Here is a 21651-nt window from a genome sequence, read left to right on the forward strand (position 1 = left end):
TAAAATATCTGGAAATCTCCAAAAATATTGGTAAATTACAAAAGCACATTACATCTAAAATTTTTTTCTTTTTTAAAAGATTTCTGTTAAAGTAGGTGAACTACTATTTCTAAATCAAAGATTATAGAAATAGCTTCTTGTTTCATCCCATGATAGCTTTTTAGGTTCTAAAAGAAAGATATATACTTTATTCATGGAATCTTGTACTTTTTTAAAAAAAATCCATTCAAATACTAATAGATATGCTTATAATATAAACATTCTGTTTCAACTGGAGAAATTTTTGATGCTTTTATATTTAGAATTAGTGCTTATGTAAACATTCCAAAGTTTGTTCCGCTTAGGTGCAATACACCCTTTTTTTTAAATTTATTTAGCCTCTATGTTTAGAGGCTAAAAATTTTATCTTTAAATATGATTAACCCAAACCGTCACAAAAAAAATAATTAAGTGAAATGATACTACTTAATAACTTTTTAACGACATTATGATCTCTAAATTTATATCTTATTATCAGCTTAAAACGTCATTTACCTCTTCAATAAGCTCTTCTATCTCTTTCATTCCATTCATTACTTCCACTATCTTAAAGGAAGAAGTTTTTAACTGATTTAAAGAATTTTCTGCTTCTCTTAGTGCTTGTTTAACTAAAAAATCACTTTTTCTTAACCAGTGATTTCTATTTTTTTTGTTTTTCAATCTCTCAGTAATAGCTTTTTTTAAATCTTCTTGGGCTTTCTTAAAAAAGTATTTTCCAGATGTTCTCTCACCAAGCCCTACCTCTAATTTACTTACAAGTCTGTCAAGATCAACTCTTCTATTGTTTAACTGATTAATTGAATGGATTAGCTCTTGCCTTTTTTCTTTATTCACTGTTATATCAGGTCTTGTATAATATCTTTTTACAAGCTTATTCTTCTGTTCTGAACTTAATTTCCTTTTAGGGGGATATAAGATTTCAACATCATAAACATCAAAAAAACTAGGTCCTAATTTCTTTTTAAGAGCATTATAAACAGAATTAAAACTAGATTCTAATTCTTTATATTTATTTTCAAGCTCAACTTCTTCATTACCTAATTTAGTAAATTCACTACTTTCAAGAAAACTCTTTGTATCATTAATTATCTTTTCTACTTCCTTTTCTTCATTAGTACTTGGAACTAAATCTTCTTCTTTTATCTCTATCTCTTCTTGTAAAAAATACGAAGAATTGTTAGTTTCAAACACAGGCTGTAAAAAAATAGCCTCCACCATCTGCTTTTCTTTCCCTTCTATATGTTGCTTAACAATTTCTATATTTTCTTCCTGCTTTTCTTTCCTTTCTATATGTTGCTTAACAACTTCTATATTTTCTTCTGGAATTTTCTCTAAAAACCCTAAAACTTTACCACTTGTATTACAAGATAATAAACTTATTAGCATTATCATATTTATTAATAAAATATTTTTTTTCATAACTTTCCCCTATTAAAATCTATATAAATTTAAAGTTAATTTAATGAAATATAACGCTATTTCATTAAAAATAAACAAAATATCTATGTTTAATATAAAAATTATATTTATCTTGCATAAAAAATCCTCTTTAACTGCTATTTTAAAATTAAAGATTTAAACAATGGTCACTCAACTTTTTTACTACAAGCAAGATATCTTTGGCTGGAATAGAATGATTATTTTTTTAGCTTCTTTTAATTTATCATTAATAAACTATCTAAAAAGATTTGGATCACCTATGGGATTGAGTTTTCAGATATCTCAAGCGGAATTTAACATTGTAATTGAGAATAATCCATGATAAAAAACTAAGTTTAATAAAAATGACACAAATAATAAATATTTTTTACTCATAAGTTACTCCTACTCCATAAACCTTAATTTAACCCAACATCTAATAAATACAATTTTTTAAATTTTTAAATAACTAATTTTATCAAAAAAAATAACAAAGGATATGTACCACTCTTATTTATATCATAATTGCCCTATAAACTTATACCATTCTAAATCATTAATATTTTTCACAAACATTCCTTTTTGCAACCCTTTAATTGATAATTTTTTATTACGATGTTTTTATAACTATCTACAAAGTAATAAGACAACTTATGTAAATAATCTTTTCTTTGAATTTAATTTTTTTTATGTAGCTTAGCAATCCTTAATCTAGAGTTGTCTCGTTGACTCTATTGAAAGAACTTCTTTGTTTTTTTCGATAGTTTTCTTTGATATTTCTTAAGGTTGTTTTCATTTTTTAGTAAAACTTTAATTATAAAAGTTTATCTATTTCTTTTTATCTTTATATTTAGGAAATCCTTGCATTCTATTCTCCTTTTTTAATTTCTCTAAAAAATTACTATATGCAAAATATAAGTCAAGCTAGGCATTATAAAGAGTAAAGACATCAACTTCCTTTAAAAATAGAAATTTCTCTTTATGTTTATTTTGATAAGTAATAAACTTTATTTATTTTTTCAATAATAACCTTCCTTATTCCTATATACTAAATATAAAATAACGAATATATTATTGCTAATAAAGCTTGTAAATACAAAATTTATCCCAATATTACATAAACTAACTTTTGATAATAACTACGCATATTTTATTAATTATCGCCTAGTATTATTTATTAAATATATATAAATCTTGGTCTTTCATCTTCTCTTTACTAGATAATACTTAATATGTATTCTTTTTTGAAAAGGATCCTTAATGGATCTAACCTAGCTAAGGTTTTATTCATTTATTATTAAAATTCAATCCCAATATTCACATTTGCACCTATAAGGCCAAATCAAAATAATCGAAATTATTATCTAAGCAGAACAGACTTACATCTACTATTGCAAATTTAATTCCAAATTTTTTCACTGAAAATGAACCTTGTAAAAATTTACATACTCTAAAATTAGACATTAGCTCAAACTTAAAAAGTAAAAGAATTTACAATAATACCAGTAAATTACAAAAGAAAATCATATCTAAAATCTTTTTTCTTAATTATTGGAGTAAAAAATTTTTAACACAATTACTATTTGAAAAAACCCGGTAATTAGAGAGATAATAACTGTTATTATTATGGAGATACTTATTATGTTAAAATGGTGGTCACAATATCAAATTTATAGATAATTATGAAAAATCAACTAAACAACCTGAAAATTAAATTAAAAACTCTTGTCTTCACAATAGAACTAGTAAATACTGAATTTAGTCAATATCTTACAGAAAGGATCCTAAAACAATACAACGAAATAATTCAACAATTTGGGATAGCCAAAGATACATCAACATCATTAGAAATGAATCTCAACAAGCTAGAAGCAATTAAAGTTATAGCTAAATTTTACACTAGAGATATAGTGGAGAATTGTGTTTTAGTCTATTACAAACTCAATTACCCCATACAAACATGCTATACTAAAATTAAGGATTATTATGTGACTGGCTAACATTACCTAAAAACCTAGGGCTATTTTTACATAGTATATATGTTTACAGTTACTTATAAGTAGCTACAAACTGCTATTTCTTATAATCTTTTGATTTATAAATAATTCACATGTCAAACTTCCAGCTTAAAAGCTGTTAAACTTACCTTTTAGCTTAATTTTTAAATTGTCTTAAAATATTTAGTATTTTTACGGACTCAAATTATTTGTGTTTTTTAAAAAAATTATTTGCCTAAAACCTTTTATTATTCAAATAAATAATTTTCATATCCTTTTATTAAGGATAAAATATAATCTTTTCCGTTTTTATTTCTTAATGTTTTAAAGTCTTTAAGTAAAACTCTAAAATCTTCTTTGGTTAGTGAATAAAGACTTGCTACAATAAAATTATTTTCATTTTCTTTTTCTTTAAAAAATTCATCTTTGGTATCTAATTTTAGTATTTTGTTGACTTTTCCTTCACTAAACTCAAGATGCTCTAAGTAAAGTAAATTAGAAAAATTTGAAGGGTCGTTTTTAGCTATCAACAAGGAAGTATTTTTTACTAAAGTTAAGTATAGCGGGTTAGTTAAAATATCTTTTTCTTCGGGTTGAGGCATTGGACATTGATAAAGGCATGATTTTAGCACATGTATATTAACAAATCTTCTTAGCAAAAAATCAAATGCTAATGAATTGAAAATGGATATAATAAATAGTTTTTTATAAATAGATATTGGCGTTTTCTCATAATTTATATATATTGAATCTACACAATAACAATTTTTAGGACATAATGTACTTATCATTGTTCTTGCATTAGTATTGCTTGCAATATCTCTATACAGTATCCTTTCAGTTTGATGTTTATTTTTTTCGGTTAATACTTTTGCTAAATCTTCTTTATCTATCCATAGTAATTTAGAACTTTCTTTTGAGGATTTATCTTCAAAAAATCTTGAATTAAATTGATGTATATTAGCTCCAGAATAAAGAAATATAAAGTTTTTACCACTATATTCTTTTACCAAAGACTTACGATTCTTAACGCTTGGGTTTAACCCTCTTTTAAAATCAATATACTCTTGACTAAGAGTACTAAACTGATTAAACATTTTATTGATTAGGCCAAATTCCTCATTATCTTTAAATTCTATTATTGATTCTTGAATAGGAGATAGTTTTTTAATTTGGTCTAAATTTAATTTAATCCCCTTATAATCATTTTTTTTACCATCTTTTAAATTGCTAGTTATTTCTTTTAAAATATTATCACTGCGTTGAATCATAAATTTTGCTTTAAAGTTAGTTGTGGGAACTTTGGCATTGCTTACTTGAAATATTGCAAATTTAAAACGAGAATCTACATCTTCAAATCTTTTTTTATTTTCAAATTGATAAATGTAATTTAGTTTATAATTATCAAATATATACTTTCTTAGTGCTCTAGAACTAAATTCACTCCAAAGACTAGAAGGGGTTAGATAAGTTAAGTTGCCACCTGGTTTTATTAATTTCAAATTAAATGTAACAAAGTATCTAAAAAGATTTGAATCACCACCATTAGAAAAATCTTTAAAATCATTTTTATAAATATTATTAATAGTAGTTATACTATTTTTTTCTTCATTGTATTCAATATTTAAAGGGTGATTATATTTGCTAAGTATCTCTTGTTTTATTTTATTTTGCTCTTTTATGCTTAGTTTTCTGTAACTAGGAATATGTTTTGAAAAAAATTCAGATTCATCAAATTTGGGTTTTTCCCATGGAGGATTTCCAATTACAATATCAAATCCTTCCTGAATATCTGGAAATTCAATTCCATAGTGAAAAAATTTATAGTGGCTACTTAATTTCCTAATTTTTTCTATTTTTTCTTTATCTTCAATAGAAATTTTATTGCTTAAAATATTTTCAATTAAACTAATTACAGCTGTAATATCAGTAAATTCTATATTCAAAGATTTGTCAAAAGATAATGAATAAAGTTTGATTAATGAAAATATTATTCTTAAATTATCTGTATCTTCACTTTTCTCATATTCTTTGTATATCTTTTTAGATTTTTCTATATCTTCTTTAGTAGTATCGTTAATACTTTTAATTTTTTGATATCTATCTTCTAAAATAATTGTAATTTCTTTAATCCTTTTTTTAAATAAAGAAAATCCACTTTCAAATTTCTTTTTTGTAATATCAAAAAATTCATCTTTGGTGTAGCCTATCAAGGCATTTCCTGCTTTTATGTGATGTTCAATAAAACTTAATGGTGTTCCAAAAATAAAGGTATTAATCCACAAACTTAGCATAGTAATTTCAACAGAAATAGGATTAATATCAACACCATAAATACACTTTTTCAATAGTAACCTTTTAAGCACTAATTCTTTACTTATACTATCCCCAATATCATATTCTTCACTTTCTTTAAGAATAGTTATATATTCTCTATCAAGCTCTTTTTTTACATCTTCGAATTTATCTAGCTCGTACCATACTTTTTCTGTTAAGTAATCTAGACAAGAAATTAAAAAATGCCCTGATCCACAAGAATTATCAATTATTTTTATATCTAAAGGGGATTTGGCTTTAAGCTGTTCTTCAATTGATGATGCAACCATAAAATCAGTTAGGTCTTCTGGGGTATAATATGCACCACTTTTTTTTCTATCAAGCGATCTAGATGTAAGATACATATTGCCTTTATAGTATGTAGCAATTTTACTTATTTTTTTGTTTTTAAGCTCTTCTTCGGTACGAATAAGATAAATCCCATCTTCAACAATACGATGAACAGTAGTATCAGCAATTCTTAGATCATATTCAAGTAAAGTTTCGTATAATTCTCCAAAACTTTTAGGATCTAGCTTTGAATACTCTACAAATTTTTTATCTTTAATATTTTTTTCTTCAAAAAAAAGTATTTTAATTAGTATTTTTTCAAGTTCACTAATACTTAATAAATTTTCATTATTCAAATATTTCACCTTATCTTTCGCGAATAATCCTCCGTTGAATATAGGAAACTTTATTGTTTCACTTCCTTTATCAAGTAAATTGAAAATGTTTATTATTTTTCTATATCCTAATTTCTTTTTTGTATTTTCATCATAAAAAAAATATCTAAAAGATATAGAAGATCTGTATAGTTTATTTTCTTCTAAAATTTTCTTAAAAATGTCGTTATCTTCAATATATGCAATAAAAAATATTCTTAAAATAAAAATAATCGATTCTTCAAGTATGTTCGCTAAAATACTCTGAGTAATTTCTTTGTCTGACACTTTAAATTCTTTGTCATATATATTTTTTGCAATTTTAAATACTATAGAATCATCGGGGTTCTCGTAAAGTATCTCTTTTAAAGTTTTTTTAATTATTTCTTTTTCTTTATTTATTTGCTCTTTTTCAAATTTTATTACATTACTTGTCTTTAGGTATCTTTCTTTTCTTATAAGATAGCTAAATAAAACAAACCATTCTTGCTCTTTATATTCTTCTTTTTTTTCAATTTTAGAAAAATTAAATTCAATATATCTTTTTTCTCCATAAAGTACTTTAGATTTGTCATAAAGTCTCCACACCTTTCCATTTGAAATTATCCCATAATGCTTTTGATATTGATTTAGATATCTATATAACTGATCTTCTGCTTCTTTTACTTTATCTTTAATATCAAAACTAAATAATGGGCGCTTAACTTCTACTATAAGCAAAATATCTTCGGCCGGAACAGGCTCATTATTTTTTTTAGCTTCTTTTAATTTATTATTAAAATCTAATTTGCCTTTATCATTTTCAAAAAGTAGTATATCTATTCTAGAAGACACTCCTTCTATTTGTCCACCTTTTTGCTGTTCTACTGAATAATTTAGCTCTTCAAATATAGATTTTAGTAAAGACTCTATATTTGCTTCTGTAGAATTACCATCTATTGAAGAAAGCTTATTCTTTAAAAGAAGAAAAAAGTTTTTTAGTTTATCAATATTTTCTTTTGTTATAAAGTCCTTTGCTAGTTCTTTATAAAGAGATATATTTGGATCATTTGTTTTTACAATGCCATTAGTTTTCATTATTTTATTTTATCATTTATAAACTTTAAAAAAGATTTAAATGATAAATTTAACTCATTGGGCATAGTTCTAATATTAAAGGATCAATGTTAATTAAGAAATAATATTAGTAAACTGCAAAAGCTAATTATAGCTAAAATCTTTTTTCTTAATTACTTAGGGAAAAAAATTACTCGTAATTACTATTTGAAAAATCTAGAAATTAGAGATATAACAACTGTTGTTATAATGGAAATAGTAATAGGAACTACTACTATTGTCATAATAGTTATTATTCTGTTGCTCACATTGAGTTTTTCAGATAATAATTGATTATTAATTTTTAATTTTTCGTCAAGATTTTGTTTTATATCTCGCGACAAGTTAGACATATCCTTTTGCAAATTCCTTTCTAAATTATCAATCTTAGTGTCTAAATTATCTATTTTAATAGATAACCCGTCTATTTTGACATTAAATTCACTTTTTATACCATCAATCTTAGTATCTAAATTTTTTTCTACAAAAGAAATCTCAGAAATAAGATTCTCAAACTTTATTCCGAATTGTTTTTCTAAATTTTCTAAATCTCTATATGTAAGTTCATTGCGATAATATCTTTTTGACAAATCTTGTGCTATTAGTTGCTCCATCCCTAATCTCAGGAACTCTTTATATATCTGTTCTTCAGTAACATTTACTGTTAATACTGATCCCATAATTTCTCACTTACAAACTATACTCACTAAGTGTAGTATAACACAAAATACAACCTAAAAATAGCACATTTTATAAATTTATGAAGTCATCGATATTACCCCTAAGTAAATAAGCTGTCGTGTGAATATAAAAAACACACTCACTGTTTCTAATCTAAATTCTATGTAATGCACTTTTATTTAAGGTTTTGGATATTCTTCTAGAAAAGTTAAAACAGAAACATAGTCACTATAAGATAGATTATTCTTTACTTTTGTGAACCCGAAAAAATCCCTAAAAACCTACCTATTTCCTTAATGCGGTACAGTATGGTCCATTTTTTCTCTTTATTGTCAAGCTGATTCACACAAAATAAACGCATAAATTATGATTCCAAGCCCGACCCCCTGTAAATAAATATCCATCAACCTTGTATAATACATAGTTTTGTAAATAACAATTTCATTCCTAAAAAACAAATAATTTGGGAAAAAAGAGCCCTGTTTTTTCGTATTTACAACAATATTTTACGAACTTGATGTTTTTATTTAACTTTTTACTACCCTTTCTATCTTAAAAACCATAACACACTCCTTTTTTTAAACTTCTCGATTTGTTGGGTCCGAGCCCGGCTGCCTCCCAATCCGATAACTGATGAAAAACCAGAAGCCTTTTGCAAACTGCCAAAAAATATTCCTTTATACTCTTCAAAAATTTTGGCTAATATCTTCTTAGGAGTAGAACATCTTTTTGCCTCGCATATACTCAAGTTCATTTGCCTTTTTAGTAGCAAAACTCTCAATTTATCATTGTATTTCTTCTAAATCCACTCATCCAAAAATTTATTACAAGTAAGAGAATTATCAAATAATCAGGGACAAGATAGTGTAAATACACTGCCGGATAGAATTCATTTAAGAGAGAATAATAATTTTATGAAAGATTCTATAAGGGATTTAGGTCAATGAAAGGAATTACTCTTAAGGGTATTGGGATGAATAAAAAAGTAATTTGAGCCTAAATGGATTTAAGAAGTAAAATGAAACATTTAGTAAGAATACTTTGCTTTATATAGTAAAGCTCAAACTTTCGTTATAACAAACTCTCAAAATCGGTCTTTCCAAATAATATTATAATAACTAATAACACCTCTTTTTACAATTCATCATCAAAGCTTTATAGCGACACTTATAAAAATGATCCAAAAAGTGCTTAAGTATATACTTCAATTTGATGCCCCTATAGTCATTAAGGCCTTATTTGAGGTATAGAGTTCATTTTTGTAGTAAATTACAAATTTATTGCTAAGATCTTTTATGCAACTCAGAAAGTCTTTTGGAATGTTTATTTGGGAGCAACTTAATCTCAACATCTTTTTTCAAAATTAATATTGTTCTTTTGAATTTTTAAAATTTTTATAATTAATATTGCTTGCTGTAGCATTTATTAAATAAAACTGGATGAAAAATGGTACAAGATTGTATTAACCTAAATATTTACATTATAGTCGTGTAAAGCAATATCACATGAATTTCAAAATCAGTTCTCAGAAAATTTCTCTGAAAACCTATTAGAAAATTTTTGGCAAAAATTGGAAAAGCACAATAAATCTACAAAACATTTAACTCTAAACACTGTGTTACTAAATGATCAAAATCATCTACTATTCTTTTATTTTTAGCTTCTCTTTAAGTACTGAAACAAGACATTTCCAAATTCTATCACTATGATAATGCAAGTTTCATGCTCTGAATGTAATGCGAAACAATCCCCCCGACCCTTATTGTCTTTATCAAACTTTCTTAGTTTAGTTCAAATTAACCCAATGTCGTTAATCATCTTAAGATCATGTCACACAATACCTACACAAGCACCCCTTTTCGCCATATCTTTCTCAAGCAGATCCGCAACTATTCCATAAATATCACGCATCAAATATCGCATGGCAACACATGTAGTTTTATAATTTCGGGTTTTGAAAATATTGACCAATAGCCCTTCAAAGGTATTGGTTTGATTTTACTCTTTTGATACATGAATCAATTTAAGAGACTTTAATAGTATTTGAATGATCTTTTTTGTCGTTTAGTGCTACCAAATCGATAGGCAAATCATATAATAACGCTTTACTAAGCTTAGTAAGTTTTGGACAATATTATTCATTTTTTTTGATTCCCTCTAAACTTCATCTATCTTTAAATAATTTTATTTAAGATTTTTTAAAAAAACTACTCTATATGTTTCCTAAGATATATCTCAATTCAATTTTCTTGTCTTTAAAAAATTAAAAAATCTTGTTTTTTAATTTCTATAAAAAACAAGATACAACCGTTAGGTACCGATGAGATTTATTTAATCTAGCAAGATTAAATATTAATACTTAAATTTTGACTAATTTAAATTAAAGCCATAAGGAATTTTTCTAAATTAGTTATATCAATATGATCAATTTTTGTATATTTTGGGAATTATTTAAAAGCATAGAGACATTCTTTTAAATGAAAGCTCTTTATTATTTTTTTTATAAAAAGAAATAATATCTAGCTTAATTCCAAATAAGCTCTACACTTTAATTTTTAAAAACATTTTGTTTAAAGTAAATTATTTTGAATTCTACTATTGAGAATTTAATACTTAATCTGAAAATATAGTTTCATACTAAAAATATGAATACCCATTAAACACACCTTTTCAGGAGTCATATATAAATAATTAAAATAATTAACTTTAAGTTTCTAATTTTTTCTCTGCAAAAAAATGCAAGAAAAATTCCGAATCACTAATCCGTGTTTAAAATTTCTAGCATTGCTTTTTTAAAGAAATATTCTGTATTACTAATATCATTAATATAAAAATAAAATTCAACATATAATTGACTCTTTACATATTCTAGTGCTCGTTCTTGTTTTTGACTTAAGTTAGAGAGATCTTTAAAATTTAAAGATGAAAAGCTTGCAAGCGTCCCGTCATTAATAGCTTTAAGCATGATATGTAATTGTTGAAGGAATTTTTTTACTTTGTCATCTCCAAGTTGAGCAAATAAATTTTCTATTTTACTATCATCATAATCACAGTTAAGTCCTTGATTAAGCTTATTCTGGGAACCAAAATCTTCGTTATCTTTCTTTAAATCTTCTAAAAAACTTTTACTTGCTTGTTCCAAATCTTTTGAATACTGTTTATTTTGAAGCAAGTCCTTGAAAAATGCGAGAGATTGTTTTTGATTACTATCAAGACTACTAATGATACTGTTCGCCTGATCTGAATTTTTGTTTTTATTGAATAAATTGCAGTTTATAAAACTTAATAATAGAAAAAAGATTAGATATTTTTTAATACAACACATTTTATTTCCTTTTAATCAAGATTAAAGTCGATATTTAATCCCCTTATAAAGGGGATTAAATATCGAATACTATATGCTTAAATATTATATAAAAAAGTAAAAATTAAATCAACTGCCTTGTATGCATTGCTTATGCTTTTACCAGATTTACTTGAGAATTTTGTCTATAAATTTACCCAATTTATAGACAAAATAGTGTTATAGAAGCCATTTTTACTTATTTATTAACCACCTTAAAAAGTAGAATTTATTTTACAAAAAAAATTACGCACCTATAGATAAAAATCACAAAATATTTTGTTTTGATTTTAAAAAAATTTAATATTTTAATTAATAATATTATTTGAATTGACAATATGCTCAGTAAACATATTTTTACCAATTCCAAAATTAAACATAATCAACAATACTGCCAATACATTAAAATTCTATTACGCTTATAAATATTGGCTATTTTAATGATTTTCCAGGTATTTAGTTTATTTTATATTACAAATATATAACTTACTAATATGCACTGCCTCCAAAATTAAAGTTATAAAAAAGACGCCATTTTCCAAATTTAAAGATAATATTAGCAAATAATGATTATCAATTCTCCTCTTTCTTTATTAAAAATGTAATTACATCGAATATAGGTTATTATTAATATTGACTAGTTTATTTTATTGATATTTTATAAAACAAATCTTTCAAAGATAATAAAGGCTTATGATAGGAAGTAAACATCAAAAATATTATTTCTATTCGTTATTTTTATCAGAACTTGCAAGAACATTGCCCCATGCTGTACTAACCATTATTTTAATAAACAAGGGTTTATCACTAAAAGATATTGCTATAGTACAAATTTGCTATATGACAGCAATTATTATTTTTGAATTTCCATCAGGTATAATATCAGATATTTTTGATAGAAAAATTGTTTACTTAGTATCAATTTTTCTACTAATGATTTCTTATCTTATTATTTTTAAAGCCTCTTCATTCGTACTTCTTTGTATTTCCTGGTTTATATATGGAATGTCAGCTGCCATTAACACCGGTACAATCGATATTAGTTTTACTAAAATCTACCAAAATAATTCAAAAAAACTAAAAGCTTTTATAGCATCTGTAAAAATGCTCCTAAGCATTAGTGCTATTTTAGGCGGATATATCGGAAATGTAGTTTATTTATATATTAATACAAAAATATATCTTATTTCATTATTAATATATTTAATGTCATCTTTAATTACAATTTTTTTTATACCAAATGATAAAACTACCGATTATAAGAGTGATAAAGAAGATTTTATTTCATATCTTATGAAGTTTAAGAAAAAAATAATAACATTATTAAAATCTAAAAACCTTTTAGAGGTATTTATTTTAAATAGCTCTATTCAATTTTTTTATCAACCTTTTTATTTATACTGGCAAGCAATTTTTATTGATAAAAATATATCTATCAGCACATTTGGATTTGTATATGTACTATTTCGCTTATCAGATATTGTAGGGGCGTGGACATTTAAAAAAACCAAACATTCAAAATATGATATTTATATTATTCTAACTATAATATTTTTATTATCAAATTCTATAAAAATAATTTCACATATTTATACATTTATTACTATAATCGTATCTTTAGTAATTTTAATTTCTATTTATTCTAATAATTTAGAATATTTTTTAAGAAAAAATATAGATTCAAAGGTTTTAGGAACTATAACTTCTATTAATAGCACATTATCTCGTATATTTTCATTTTTAGCATTAGCTATATGTTCGGTTTTAACTAATTTTACCAGTGCCATAAATACATTTGTTTTATTAATACTTATTTTTTGTATATTATCTATTGCTGTGACATATAAATTTAAAAATAATAGAAAAAGCTAAGAAATATATGTGATTAATATATAGATAATCTTAAAAAATCCCTAAAGGACATAAAAAATGGATATACTGATATAAATAATTTTAAAAAGCTACTTAATGGCTTTAAATAAAATTAAATAATTAATTAAAATTCAAATATCAGTATTCAACAAGAACTAAAAATATAGTCAAAAAATTTAGATTACCTGATTATTTTAGGTAAAACAAATGAAAGTATCATAGATTATATTAAAGTTAAAAAAATGAACAAATCAAATCTGCTCTTAAAAAACTAAAACGCCCCGTTAATGATACTAAAATAAAAATGAATATTTTGCTTCAAATAAACCGTGCAACAACTACAATATTTCAAATACAACTCTAAAATTAAATAATACTGGTTAGATTTGCAATAGTTGTAACACTACTCATGCTCTATATATAGTGAAACTATAAATCTTAAAACTTATTATTACAAAAAATAAAAACTAAATCTGAAACCAACGAAAGCAAAGCTACCAGACCATGTTTTAGCATATGATCGTTCTTGTAAAACCTAAAAAGGTATCATAGGAATAAATAAAAAACTATTTCTATAATTTTTTATTTAGAAACCATAGCTTAAGGGTTGAAATTAATTAAATATTTTGATTATAATAAAGTTGTTAATAAGAGTATACTGAAAATGGAGGTTAAAAATGAAATCAGTTATATCTAACCCTAGCCACCAAACCTATAAAAACAAACTACTTAGCAAAGTAAGCAGACTGAAAAAAATTATTTCGGTTATTATTTACTTAAATAAAGAGTTTGAAAAAAAATACAGTACCTCAATTAATAAAGAACACTTTACTTCCAAAAAAGTAAAAGAACTTCGGGTTCATCATCAAGGTGATATACTTCGCGTATTAAACTCAAATATAAATAAAGAAAATAAAAAAGAAACTACAATTAATACTTTAAGATCAGATTTAGGCTTTTTAGCTAGACTAAAAACATTAGAAAAAAGAATACTAACATTTTCAAATAACTTTGGAGAATTTAAAGGAAAGCTTTGTATATACAAAGTGTCACCTATTGCACATAAATTGATTGATGCATATTTTAGTAGCACTAAAGTAGACTTAATTAAGAAAGTAAAGAAAAAAAAAGATGCTTTAAAGAAAGAAAAAGAGTATTTTAAACCTCAAAATATTACTGAAAATATTACTGTATATAATAAACAACATATAAATATATATAATAAGAATTCTATAGAAAATTCTTTCAAAGAAAAAATTAAATCCGTAATCCATAACACCAAAGAACCTATTAAAACATTGAAAAATACCTTATTAAACTACAAAGACTTTAAAAATTACCTAAAATACGACTACGAAGTAAAAGATATTAAAGAATTTTTCTTACATAAACTAAAATTGTATAAACATAAGATTCACTTTATGAGAAAAATCGCAACATATAAAACCGATTTTTACACACTTGCAGGGGAATTTAAAGACATTTATACTACTAAATGGAAAGTAAAAGAAACAAATAGCTTTTCAGGACATGCTGGCAAAATAGCCAATGATATTTTAAAAAACATCTTGAAAAAAGGATTGAAATTTGAATAAATTACTTGAAAAATTGAAACAAAAAAAAGCTTTAATAAAGATTAGCAATGTTCCAATTAAAAAAGATACTTTTAACAAAATAGAAAAAATAGACGATAAAAGAGTATATTACACAAAAATATTTAATCATGTAATTGATTTTAAAGTCACCAACAAAAAACAAAGATTTAGGCTTGTCTTTCAAGAATATAATAATAAAGATTATTACTTTTTTAACCTTTTTTCACTAGAAGAAAACGACAAATTTTTAGGAATAAAATATGGATGGGATCGACTTGAGAAACCTTTTTTTCTTAAAAAAGTAGATAATAAAATTTATGCAATAAAAAAACTATATCACATAGAGTTTAGATTTAAAAAAGGATCTGTTAAGTCTTACATACTGTCTTTGAGAACTTTGTTGAGAAAAAAAGAAAAAGAAACTACCGAATACTATCAATACACTCTAAATCATTTAGAAAAAATGGAAAGTAAAGTATATAAGTTTTACAATAAAAAATTACCAGATGGAGGAATCTTAAAAAAATGGATATTAAAAAATCAGATATAATAACAATGGCCTCAATTAAAGGAGGCGTTGGAAAAAGCACACTTTCTATACTTTTTTCTTATTTATTAAAAGAATTAGGTAAAAAAGTATTACTAATCGATTTAGATCCACAGAATTCTTTAACTTCTTATTTTAATAGGTATATTTCAAATATTGAAAAATATAATACTTACAGTATGTTAAAAGGAGATTTCCATTTTAATGAATGTATTTACAAAATTAATGATTATATATCTATAATTCCCTCTCATCCCATTTTAGGAAAATTTAATTCAGAAGCCATTGATTATAAAGAAATTGTTTTAGAACATCATTTAAATGAGAATATTCAAAATTATAATTTTGATTATGTTTTATTAGATACTCCTCCTAGTTTAGATTTTCTTTTAAAAAATGCCTTAAATGTTACAAATTATATCGTAATTCCAGTTCAATTAGAAATATGGTCAATAGAAAGTTTTGCCATTTTGATTAATGCGATTAATGATATTACAAAATTTAGGAAGAAAATATACAATATTTCTATTGTAGAAAACCAGTTTATAAAAAATAGAAAAACGATACAAGAAGTAGAGGATTTATTGTATAAAGAATATAAAGAATATGTTAAAGGCAAGATTCATTTTTCAAATAGCATAAAAGTTCTTATAAACGAACGATTAGAACCCTCTGCAAAAGAAATATATCATAAAGAAATAAAAGATACTTTAAAAAGTATTTTTTATTTATAGTTAACATTTTTGTTAGTTATAACATTATTTGTTTGGGGTTGTCCGATATCGGACAGATAAATTTTGGAAAAATTAAATAAAAATAGGATAGAAGAATGGGAAAGAAAGAAAGCAAAAAGCAAGTAACTTTATATAAAAGGATTGAAATACTGACAGACAAAGAATTAAATTTAGATAATGATCAAGATGAAGAATTGAAAACTTATAATAAGTTAAAAGAACAGTTGAAATTAAATTTGAAATCCGATATTAATAATAAAATTCAAAGAATGAAAATTCTATATGAAATTAAGCAAAAAGGACTTTATAAATATGATGGTTTTAAAAGTTTTAAACAGTTTACAAAGTCCTATATAATTGCCAGAAGTCAAGCATACATGTATTTAAAAATTTATGAGAAAGTTTTAGAAGGGGCTATTTCTATTGAAAAAGTTAAAGAAATAGGCTTTGTAGCTGCATATAAAAATATCCTAAAAAACAAATTGCCGGATGTATATAAAGAAAATATGATTGAAGAAGATGTAGAGAAAAATTTTGATAGTCAAAATATATATATTAGAATTTTAATGAAAGATAAAGAAGTTTATGATTTTTGCAAAAAAGATACTAAAAGAATCTATTTTATTCTAGAAAGATTAATTAAAGATAAGAATAATATCTTATCGGGACTTATCATTGATTATGAAAATCATAGAAAAGGTAAAGAGAAAAAGGTGAAGGTTAGGTCTTGATGATTATAATATAATATATTATAATCAAGTTAGGTTAGAGAACTTTTCTCTCTCCGTTTTCAGTAGTAAAATATTTGCCCGTAGGGGCTTTTTTTGTGTCTACCAAATTAGACGGAACTGTTATTTTTTAATTTTCTAAATATAAATATAATAAAAATATTTTGGAAACAAAATTGAATTAAAATGATAATAAAATATTTATAGATTGTTAAACTTGAGTTTTAAGGTTTTATAAGAGATTGAATTCGTATTTTACAATGCTAATAGCTATATATGTATGAAATGTTAGACGTTATTAATACTGATACAATCGATATTAGTAGTATTTTAGGTATATATATTTAGAAGTATTATCATTTGTATATGATATAAAAATATGTCTATTTCAATATTAGTTTTTAATATCAAAAAAATGACAAAGAATACTCCACCTATAATTTCTATGAAATTTAGGTGGAAATGAATTTGTAACGTAAGTTGCAATATAATATAATAATTTAAAAAAATAATGGGTGATAATAAAGCGTATAAGTACGGAATATATTTCAATATCAATCAAAATAAATATTTTTTAAAAGTATTTGGATGCATAAGATTTTTGTATAACAAAATATTAAGTGATAAGAAAAGCTATTATGAAAAGAATAAAGAAAATTTTAGTGTTAATCCAAGTAAATATAAAAATTAATTTCCATTTTTAAGTAAGTTGATAGTTTGGATCTTTTTGTAATGCATGGATTAATTTAAATTCTGCTTATAGTAATTTTTTTAAAGAAATTAAAAAAGAAAATAGAACACAAGGATTTCCTAAATATAAAAGTAAAAAAATGGAAAAACTTTTAGAACTAATAATTTAAAAAACTCTATAAGAATAAAAAATTATTATATAAAATTACCCAAAATAGGGTTTGTAAAGTTAGCCCTACTAGGATTATTAAGAGTAATTAAGTTATTAAAAATAGTAGTATAAAAAGATATTGATGATAAATATTATATTTTAGTATCAGTTAAGTGCTTAAATGTTAAAAATAACGATAAAACTAAATGCAATAAAAAAGAGATAGTTGATATTGATATGAGCATGAGGCATTTTCTAGTAAGTGGTGAAGGTGAGAAAATCAATCATCCTAAATATTTACTAAAACATGAAAGAAAACTTAAGAAATACCAAAAAAAATTATCAAAAAAACAAAAGGGCTCTAAAAATAGAGCTAAGTCTAGATTAAGAGTTGCCAAGTTATATAGGAAAATTTCAAATCAAAGAAAATATTTTTTACATAAATTATCTTATTATTTTGTAGCTAATTATTAAAATATAGTAATAGAAAATTTATCAATTTGTCATATAAATCAGAGTGGTCCGGATCCTATTTGCGTAAAGTTGATAGATATTCCTTATTAAGTAAGCTATATAACAATTGCAGTATTAAAAATACAACTATAAAATTAAGTGATATTAGATAGACTTATGGCGGTTGTAATACTTTGCATGATAGAGATATAAATGCATCTTTAAATCGCAAAGCTTATTATTATAAGGAAATAAAAACTAAGTTAGGAACTGTCTGAAGTAAAGCTTGTTGACCATGCTCTAGTGGATGACCGCTCTTTAATAAACTAAAAAACTATAGTAGGATAAAACAAGAAGCTATTTCTATAATCTTTGATTTAGAAATAGCAGTTCACTAAATCAATAATTAATTTGAAGGACCCATCTTTGTTTAAATTTGGTGTAAATTAAAGGTTAAAAATTCTTTGCAATCTTTGATTAAAACATTAAGCCTATCTTTAATTAAAGATAGGCTTTTAATTATAATATTATCAATGCTGTATTTTTTAAATATCTATTGAAACTATGTTGTCTCCTATTTCTTTAAAACCTTTAATATTTTCTAAAATTTGATTCTTAAGTGTGGTTATATGAGATTCAAGCTTGGTGGTATCTGTTTTTATAAGATTTTCATTACTTTGATAATCTAATAAAAATTTGTTTAATATTTCTGAGGTGATTGATTTCATAGATAAAAATTTTTCAAGCAAATTTTTAAGATTCTCTAAATCTGAAATCTCTAGTTTGTCTAAAGAATCTTTTTTAGGATATAAGAACATAATCACTGTGTCGAAAATATATCCAAATTCTCTAATAGCGTTAAATAGTTTTGCTGCACAGCTTGTTCGTATTGTTATTGTAATTTCTGAAAGTTCCTTTAATTTAATAATATCAAGATCATTTAGGGCACAATAAATCTCTTTTCTAAAGGTTTTAGATTTTTCGGTATTATCTGATATTAATTCATTTGGTGCATCTGACCAATGTAATCTTTTGTAAACTTCCATTCCATAATGATTTGAGGGTTCTTGTTCTGATTTTTTTACATATTTCTCTCTGTATTTGTTAGCTTGTTCTATTAAATTTATTAAATCATCAAGCAGTGTGTTTTTTACTTCGTTATTTTGTGTTACTTCGTTATTTTGTGTTACTTCGTTATTTTGTGTTACTTCGTTATTTTGTGTTACTTCGTTATTTTGTGTTAACCTATTTTTAATAGGTTTTAATCTTTTTTTGCTAGATTGATACTTCATATTTTTTTGATTGGTGTTAAAATCTGGATTACAAGCATTTAAAAATAGAAAAACAAATATGCTTGCAATTGTGCTATATTTCATAAATATTCTCCTTAATTAAAATATTATATTTAATTTAATATTATATAAATATAATACAATATTAATATAATACAATATCAAATCTAATATTAAATTTAATCATAATAATATTTTCATTGCAATAAGTTTTGTAGTATTTTAATTTTTAGAAAATTAAGATACTTTGAGGTGGTAAATATTATGTAAAGTATTTCCATGTTCTTTAATTTAATAATAGTTGTTAACAATAGATTAATGTTGGTTAATGATATTCACTTTAAAAAGTTATATTTAAAATCAATTAATATGAAAATTAACTATATTTTATTTTTAATGATTGGTGGGTATAAATAAAAAGGAAGATTATATTCAGGTTGAAAATTTAATTATGAAAAGTTAATTAGCTTACTTTGATGTTTTATTATCAATGCAAAAAATGAAACTTAACAATGCATAAGCCTGATATTTTTTAAAATAAATGATATATAGATGCTTCAGTTCTTATAACTCAAGTATTGAAGAATATCATACCAACTGAATATATTGGCGTTACATCAATCGAACGGGTCCAGCACATAAGCAATAACCGGAGCAATAACCGGAGCAATAATAGTGAAATAGATAGTCATAACAGTTATTACATTATACATAACCAGAGGTTTATTATTCCATTTACATTTGCAAATAAATATAATATGGATTTTAGAAAAATTCGGTATTTTGCTTGCAGTGTTTGAATCTAATTTTGATATTGGAATAAACGGATTTCAACTTTCGAGAAAAAGTTATTAAATAAATGAAAAACTAATAGCCCTCCAGCCTTCACTATATAATAATAAATAGGTTTTAAATGTTGCTTTTTTTAGGTAAGAATAAAATAAAAAGGCTGTTTGCTTTGGCCAATAGCCTTTTTCATAAGATTAATAATAATACTTTTTTGCAAAAATAAAAAATTTATCTTACTCTAATTTATATGAAAATTGTCTTACAAACTAACACTATTCCAAATTATTAAATGTTTATTCATGATTCAAAGTAGCGACAGTATTCTAAAAGAAATAACTAGTATCATGGGATGAAACAAGAAGCTATTTCTAAATCAAAGATTATAGAAATAGTAGTTTACTTATTCTTGAGAAAAGATAAAATTGGTATATGTTTTTTACTTTAAGGAAATCTATCTTAGCATAACTTTTAAAAGTTTTCTAAAAATAGTATTTGGACAAACTTATATATTTTTAGATTTTTTTAGCAATAAGGTGGAGAAGGAGTATATGTGAGGATTTTGGTTGGTGTTTGCATAATAACATTAGCTTTATTGGGTTGTTATTTGCCTGATAAGCAGGAACAAGCTGTTCAAACTTTTTTTGAGAATTTGGAAATGGAAAGTTACGATAAAGGGCCTGATAAAATTATTACTGAAGGTAAATTTTCTAATTTAAGATTATATGTGGCTGAACATAGTTTGTTAGTCGATATAAAAAAGACTATAATCAGTTTAAAGGATCCTACTTGTCGCGATGTACCCCCAGTGAGCGACTATAATGAGGAGTATTTTAATAGATTCTTTTTAGACTTAGGTTCTGTGCGATCTAAAGAATTGATTAAGTTGTTTGGTAGGATAAGAAATGAGCAGAATAATAAATTTAAACTCGGAGTTCATTGTCTTTATTCATGTATAAGGGATTTATATTCTCCAGATATTAAGTATTCTGGTGAAAGCGGGGGACATTATATTGATGGGAGTGAGGTTGTTATGCTTAGGCCCACTATTGATGAACAATATTTAAAAGTGAAGAAAGTAATAGAACAGTAAGTTTAAAATGATTTTTTGGTTATTAATGTAATGGAGTTAGTTTTAGGTTAAAGATTAAAGATATTTGAATCTCTGAAGGTTAGCCTTTATACTAAAAAAATATAATATATATTATATTTTTTTAGTATAAAGGCTAACCTTCAGAGATTCAAATA

13 protein-coding genes and 1 pseudogene are annotated in these 21651 nt (G+C 24.2%); 8 read left to right on the plus strand and 6 right to left on the minus strand.

The window, feature by feature from the left end:
• Positions 1-513 precede the first annotated feature (513 nt).
• Positions 514-1458 carry a P12 family lipoprotein gene (locus tag HNP68_RS05315; RefSeq protein ID WP_235684946.1) on the minus strand — a complete coding sequence of 315 codons (945 nt, stop codon included), beginning with the start codon at positions 1456-1458 and terminating at the stop codon, positions 514-516.
• Positions 1459-3140: 1682 nt separating this feature from the next.
• On the opposite strand from HNP68_RS05315, the gene HNP68_RS05320 reads away from it, so the two are divergent.
• Positions 3141-3458, plus strand: coding sequence for a plasmid maintenance protein (locus tag HNP68_RS05320; protein ID WP_183221194.1), 318 nt, complete (start codon positions 3141-3143; stop codon positions 3456-3458).
• Between the two features lie 245 nt (positions 3459-3703).
• On the opposite strand, the gene HNP68_RS05325 is transcribed toward HNP68_RS05320, so the two are convergent.
• The 4 genes from HNP68_RS05325 to HNP68_RS07045 all read right to left on the minus strand — a co-directional run bounded on the left by HNP68_RS05325 (position 3704) and on the right by HNP68_RS07045 (position 11537).
• Positions 3704-7513 carry an Eco57I restriction-modification methylase domain-containing protein gene (locus HNP68_RS05325; protein ID WP_183221196.1) on the minus strand — a complete coding sequence of 1270 codons (3810 nt, stop codon included), beginning with the start codon at positions 7511-7513 and terminating at the stop codon, positions 3704-3706.
• A 182-nt stretch (positions 7514-7695) separates the two neighbouring features.
• Positions 7696-8211: a Bdr family repetitive protein gene (gene bdr / locus HNP68_RS05330; protein WP_183221198.1), complete on the minus strand. Its 516-nt coding sequence runs from the start codon at positions 8209-8211 to the stop codon at positions 7696-7698.
• Positions 8212-8759: 548 nt separating this feature from the next.
• Entirely contained in the window at positions 8760-8966 is a 207-nt protein-coding gene (locus tag HNP68_RS05335; protein ID WP_183221200.1) for a hypothetical protein, read from the minus strand.
• A gap of 2004 nt (positions 8967-10970) precedes the next feature.
• Complete coding sequence (locus HNP68_RS07045) at positions 10971-11537, minus strand: hypothetical protein (protein WP_221240658.1); 567 nt, start codon at positions 11535-11537, stop codon at positions 10971-10973.
• A 711-nt stretch (positions 11538-12248) separates the two neighbouring features.
• Between HNP68_RS07045 and HNP68_RS05345 the strand changes: the two genes are divergently transcribed.
• The 6 genes and pseudogenes from HNP68_RS05345 to HNP68_RS07760 all read left to right on the plus strand — a co-directional run bounded on the left by HNP68_RS05345 (position 12249) and on the right by HNP68_RS07760 (position 18603).
• Positions 12249-13427, plus strand: coding sequence for an MFS transporter (locus HNP68_RS05345; RefSeq protein WP_183221202.1), 1179 nt, complete (start codon positions 12249-12251; stop codon positions 13425-13427).
• A gap of 677 nt (positions 13428-14104) precedes the next feature.
• Complete coding sequence (locus HNP68_RS05350; RefSeq protein ID WP_183221204.1) at positions 14105-15022, plus strand: plasmid maintenance protein; 918 nt, start codon at positions 14105-14107, stop codon at positions 15020-15022.
• The gene (locus HNP68_RS05355; protein WP_183221205.1) at positions 15015-15572 is read left to right on the plus strand and encodes a DUF226 domain-containing protein; all 558 of its coding nucleotides are present in this window, start codon (positions 15015-15017) and stop codon (positions 15570-15572) included. Before HNP68_RS05350 ends, HNP68_RS05355 begins: the two co-directional genes overlap by 8 nt.
• Positions 15548-16303, plus strand: coding sequence for a ParA family protein (locus HNP68_RS05360; protein WP_183221207.1), 756 nt, complete (start codon positions 15548-15550; stop codon positions 16301-16303). Before HNP68_RS05355 ends, HNP68_RS05360 begins: the two co-directional genes overlap by 25 nt.
• A gap of 95 nt (positions 16304-16398) precedes the next feature.
• Positions 16399-17034, plus strand: a complete 636-nt coding sequence (locus HNP68_RS05365; RefSeq protein ID WP_183221209.1) for a chromosome replication/partitioning protein — start codon at positions 16399-16401, stop codon at positions 17032-17034.
• A gap of 508 nt (positions 17035-17542) precedes the next feature.
• Positions 17543-18603: pseudogene (locus HNP68_RS07760) on the plus strand (RNA-guided endonuclease InsQ/TnpB family protein).
• Between the two features lie 267 nt (positions 18604-18870).
• On the opposite strand, the gene HNP68_RS05375 reads toward HNP68_RS07760, so the two are convergent.
• Complete coding sequence (locus tag HNP68_RS05375; protein ID WP_183221211.1) at positions 18871-19701, minus strand: virulence associated lipoprotein; 831 nt, start codon at positions 19699-19701, stop codon at positions 18871-18873.
• A gap of 1255 nt (positions 19702-20956) precedes the next feature.
• Here HNP68_RS05375 and HNP68_RS05380 point away from each other — a divergent pair.
• A complete protein-coding gene (locus HNP68_RS05380; protein WP_183221213.1) occupies positions 20957-21496 on the plus strand; it encodes a P52 family lipoprotein in 540 nt (179 codons plus the stop codon).
• The last annotated feature ends 155 nt before the right edge of the window (positions 21497-21651 follow it).

It is taken from the genome of Borreliella yangtzensis, from assembly GCF_014201775.1.
GTDB lineage: Bacteria > Spirochaetota > Spirochaetia > Borreliales > Borreliaceae > Borreliella > Borreliella yangtzensis.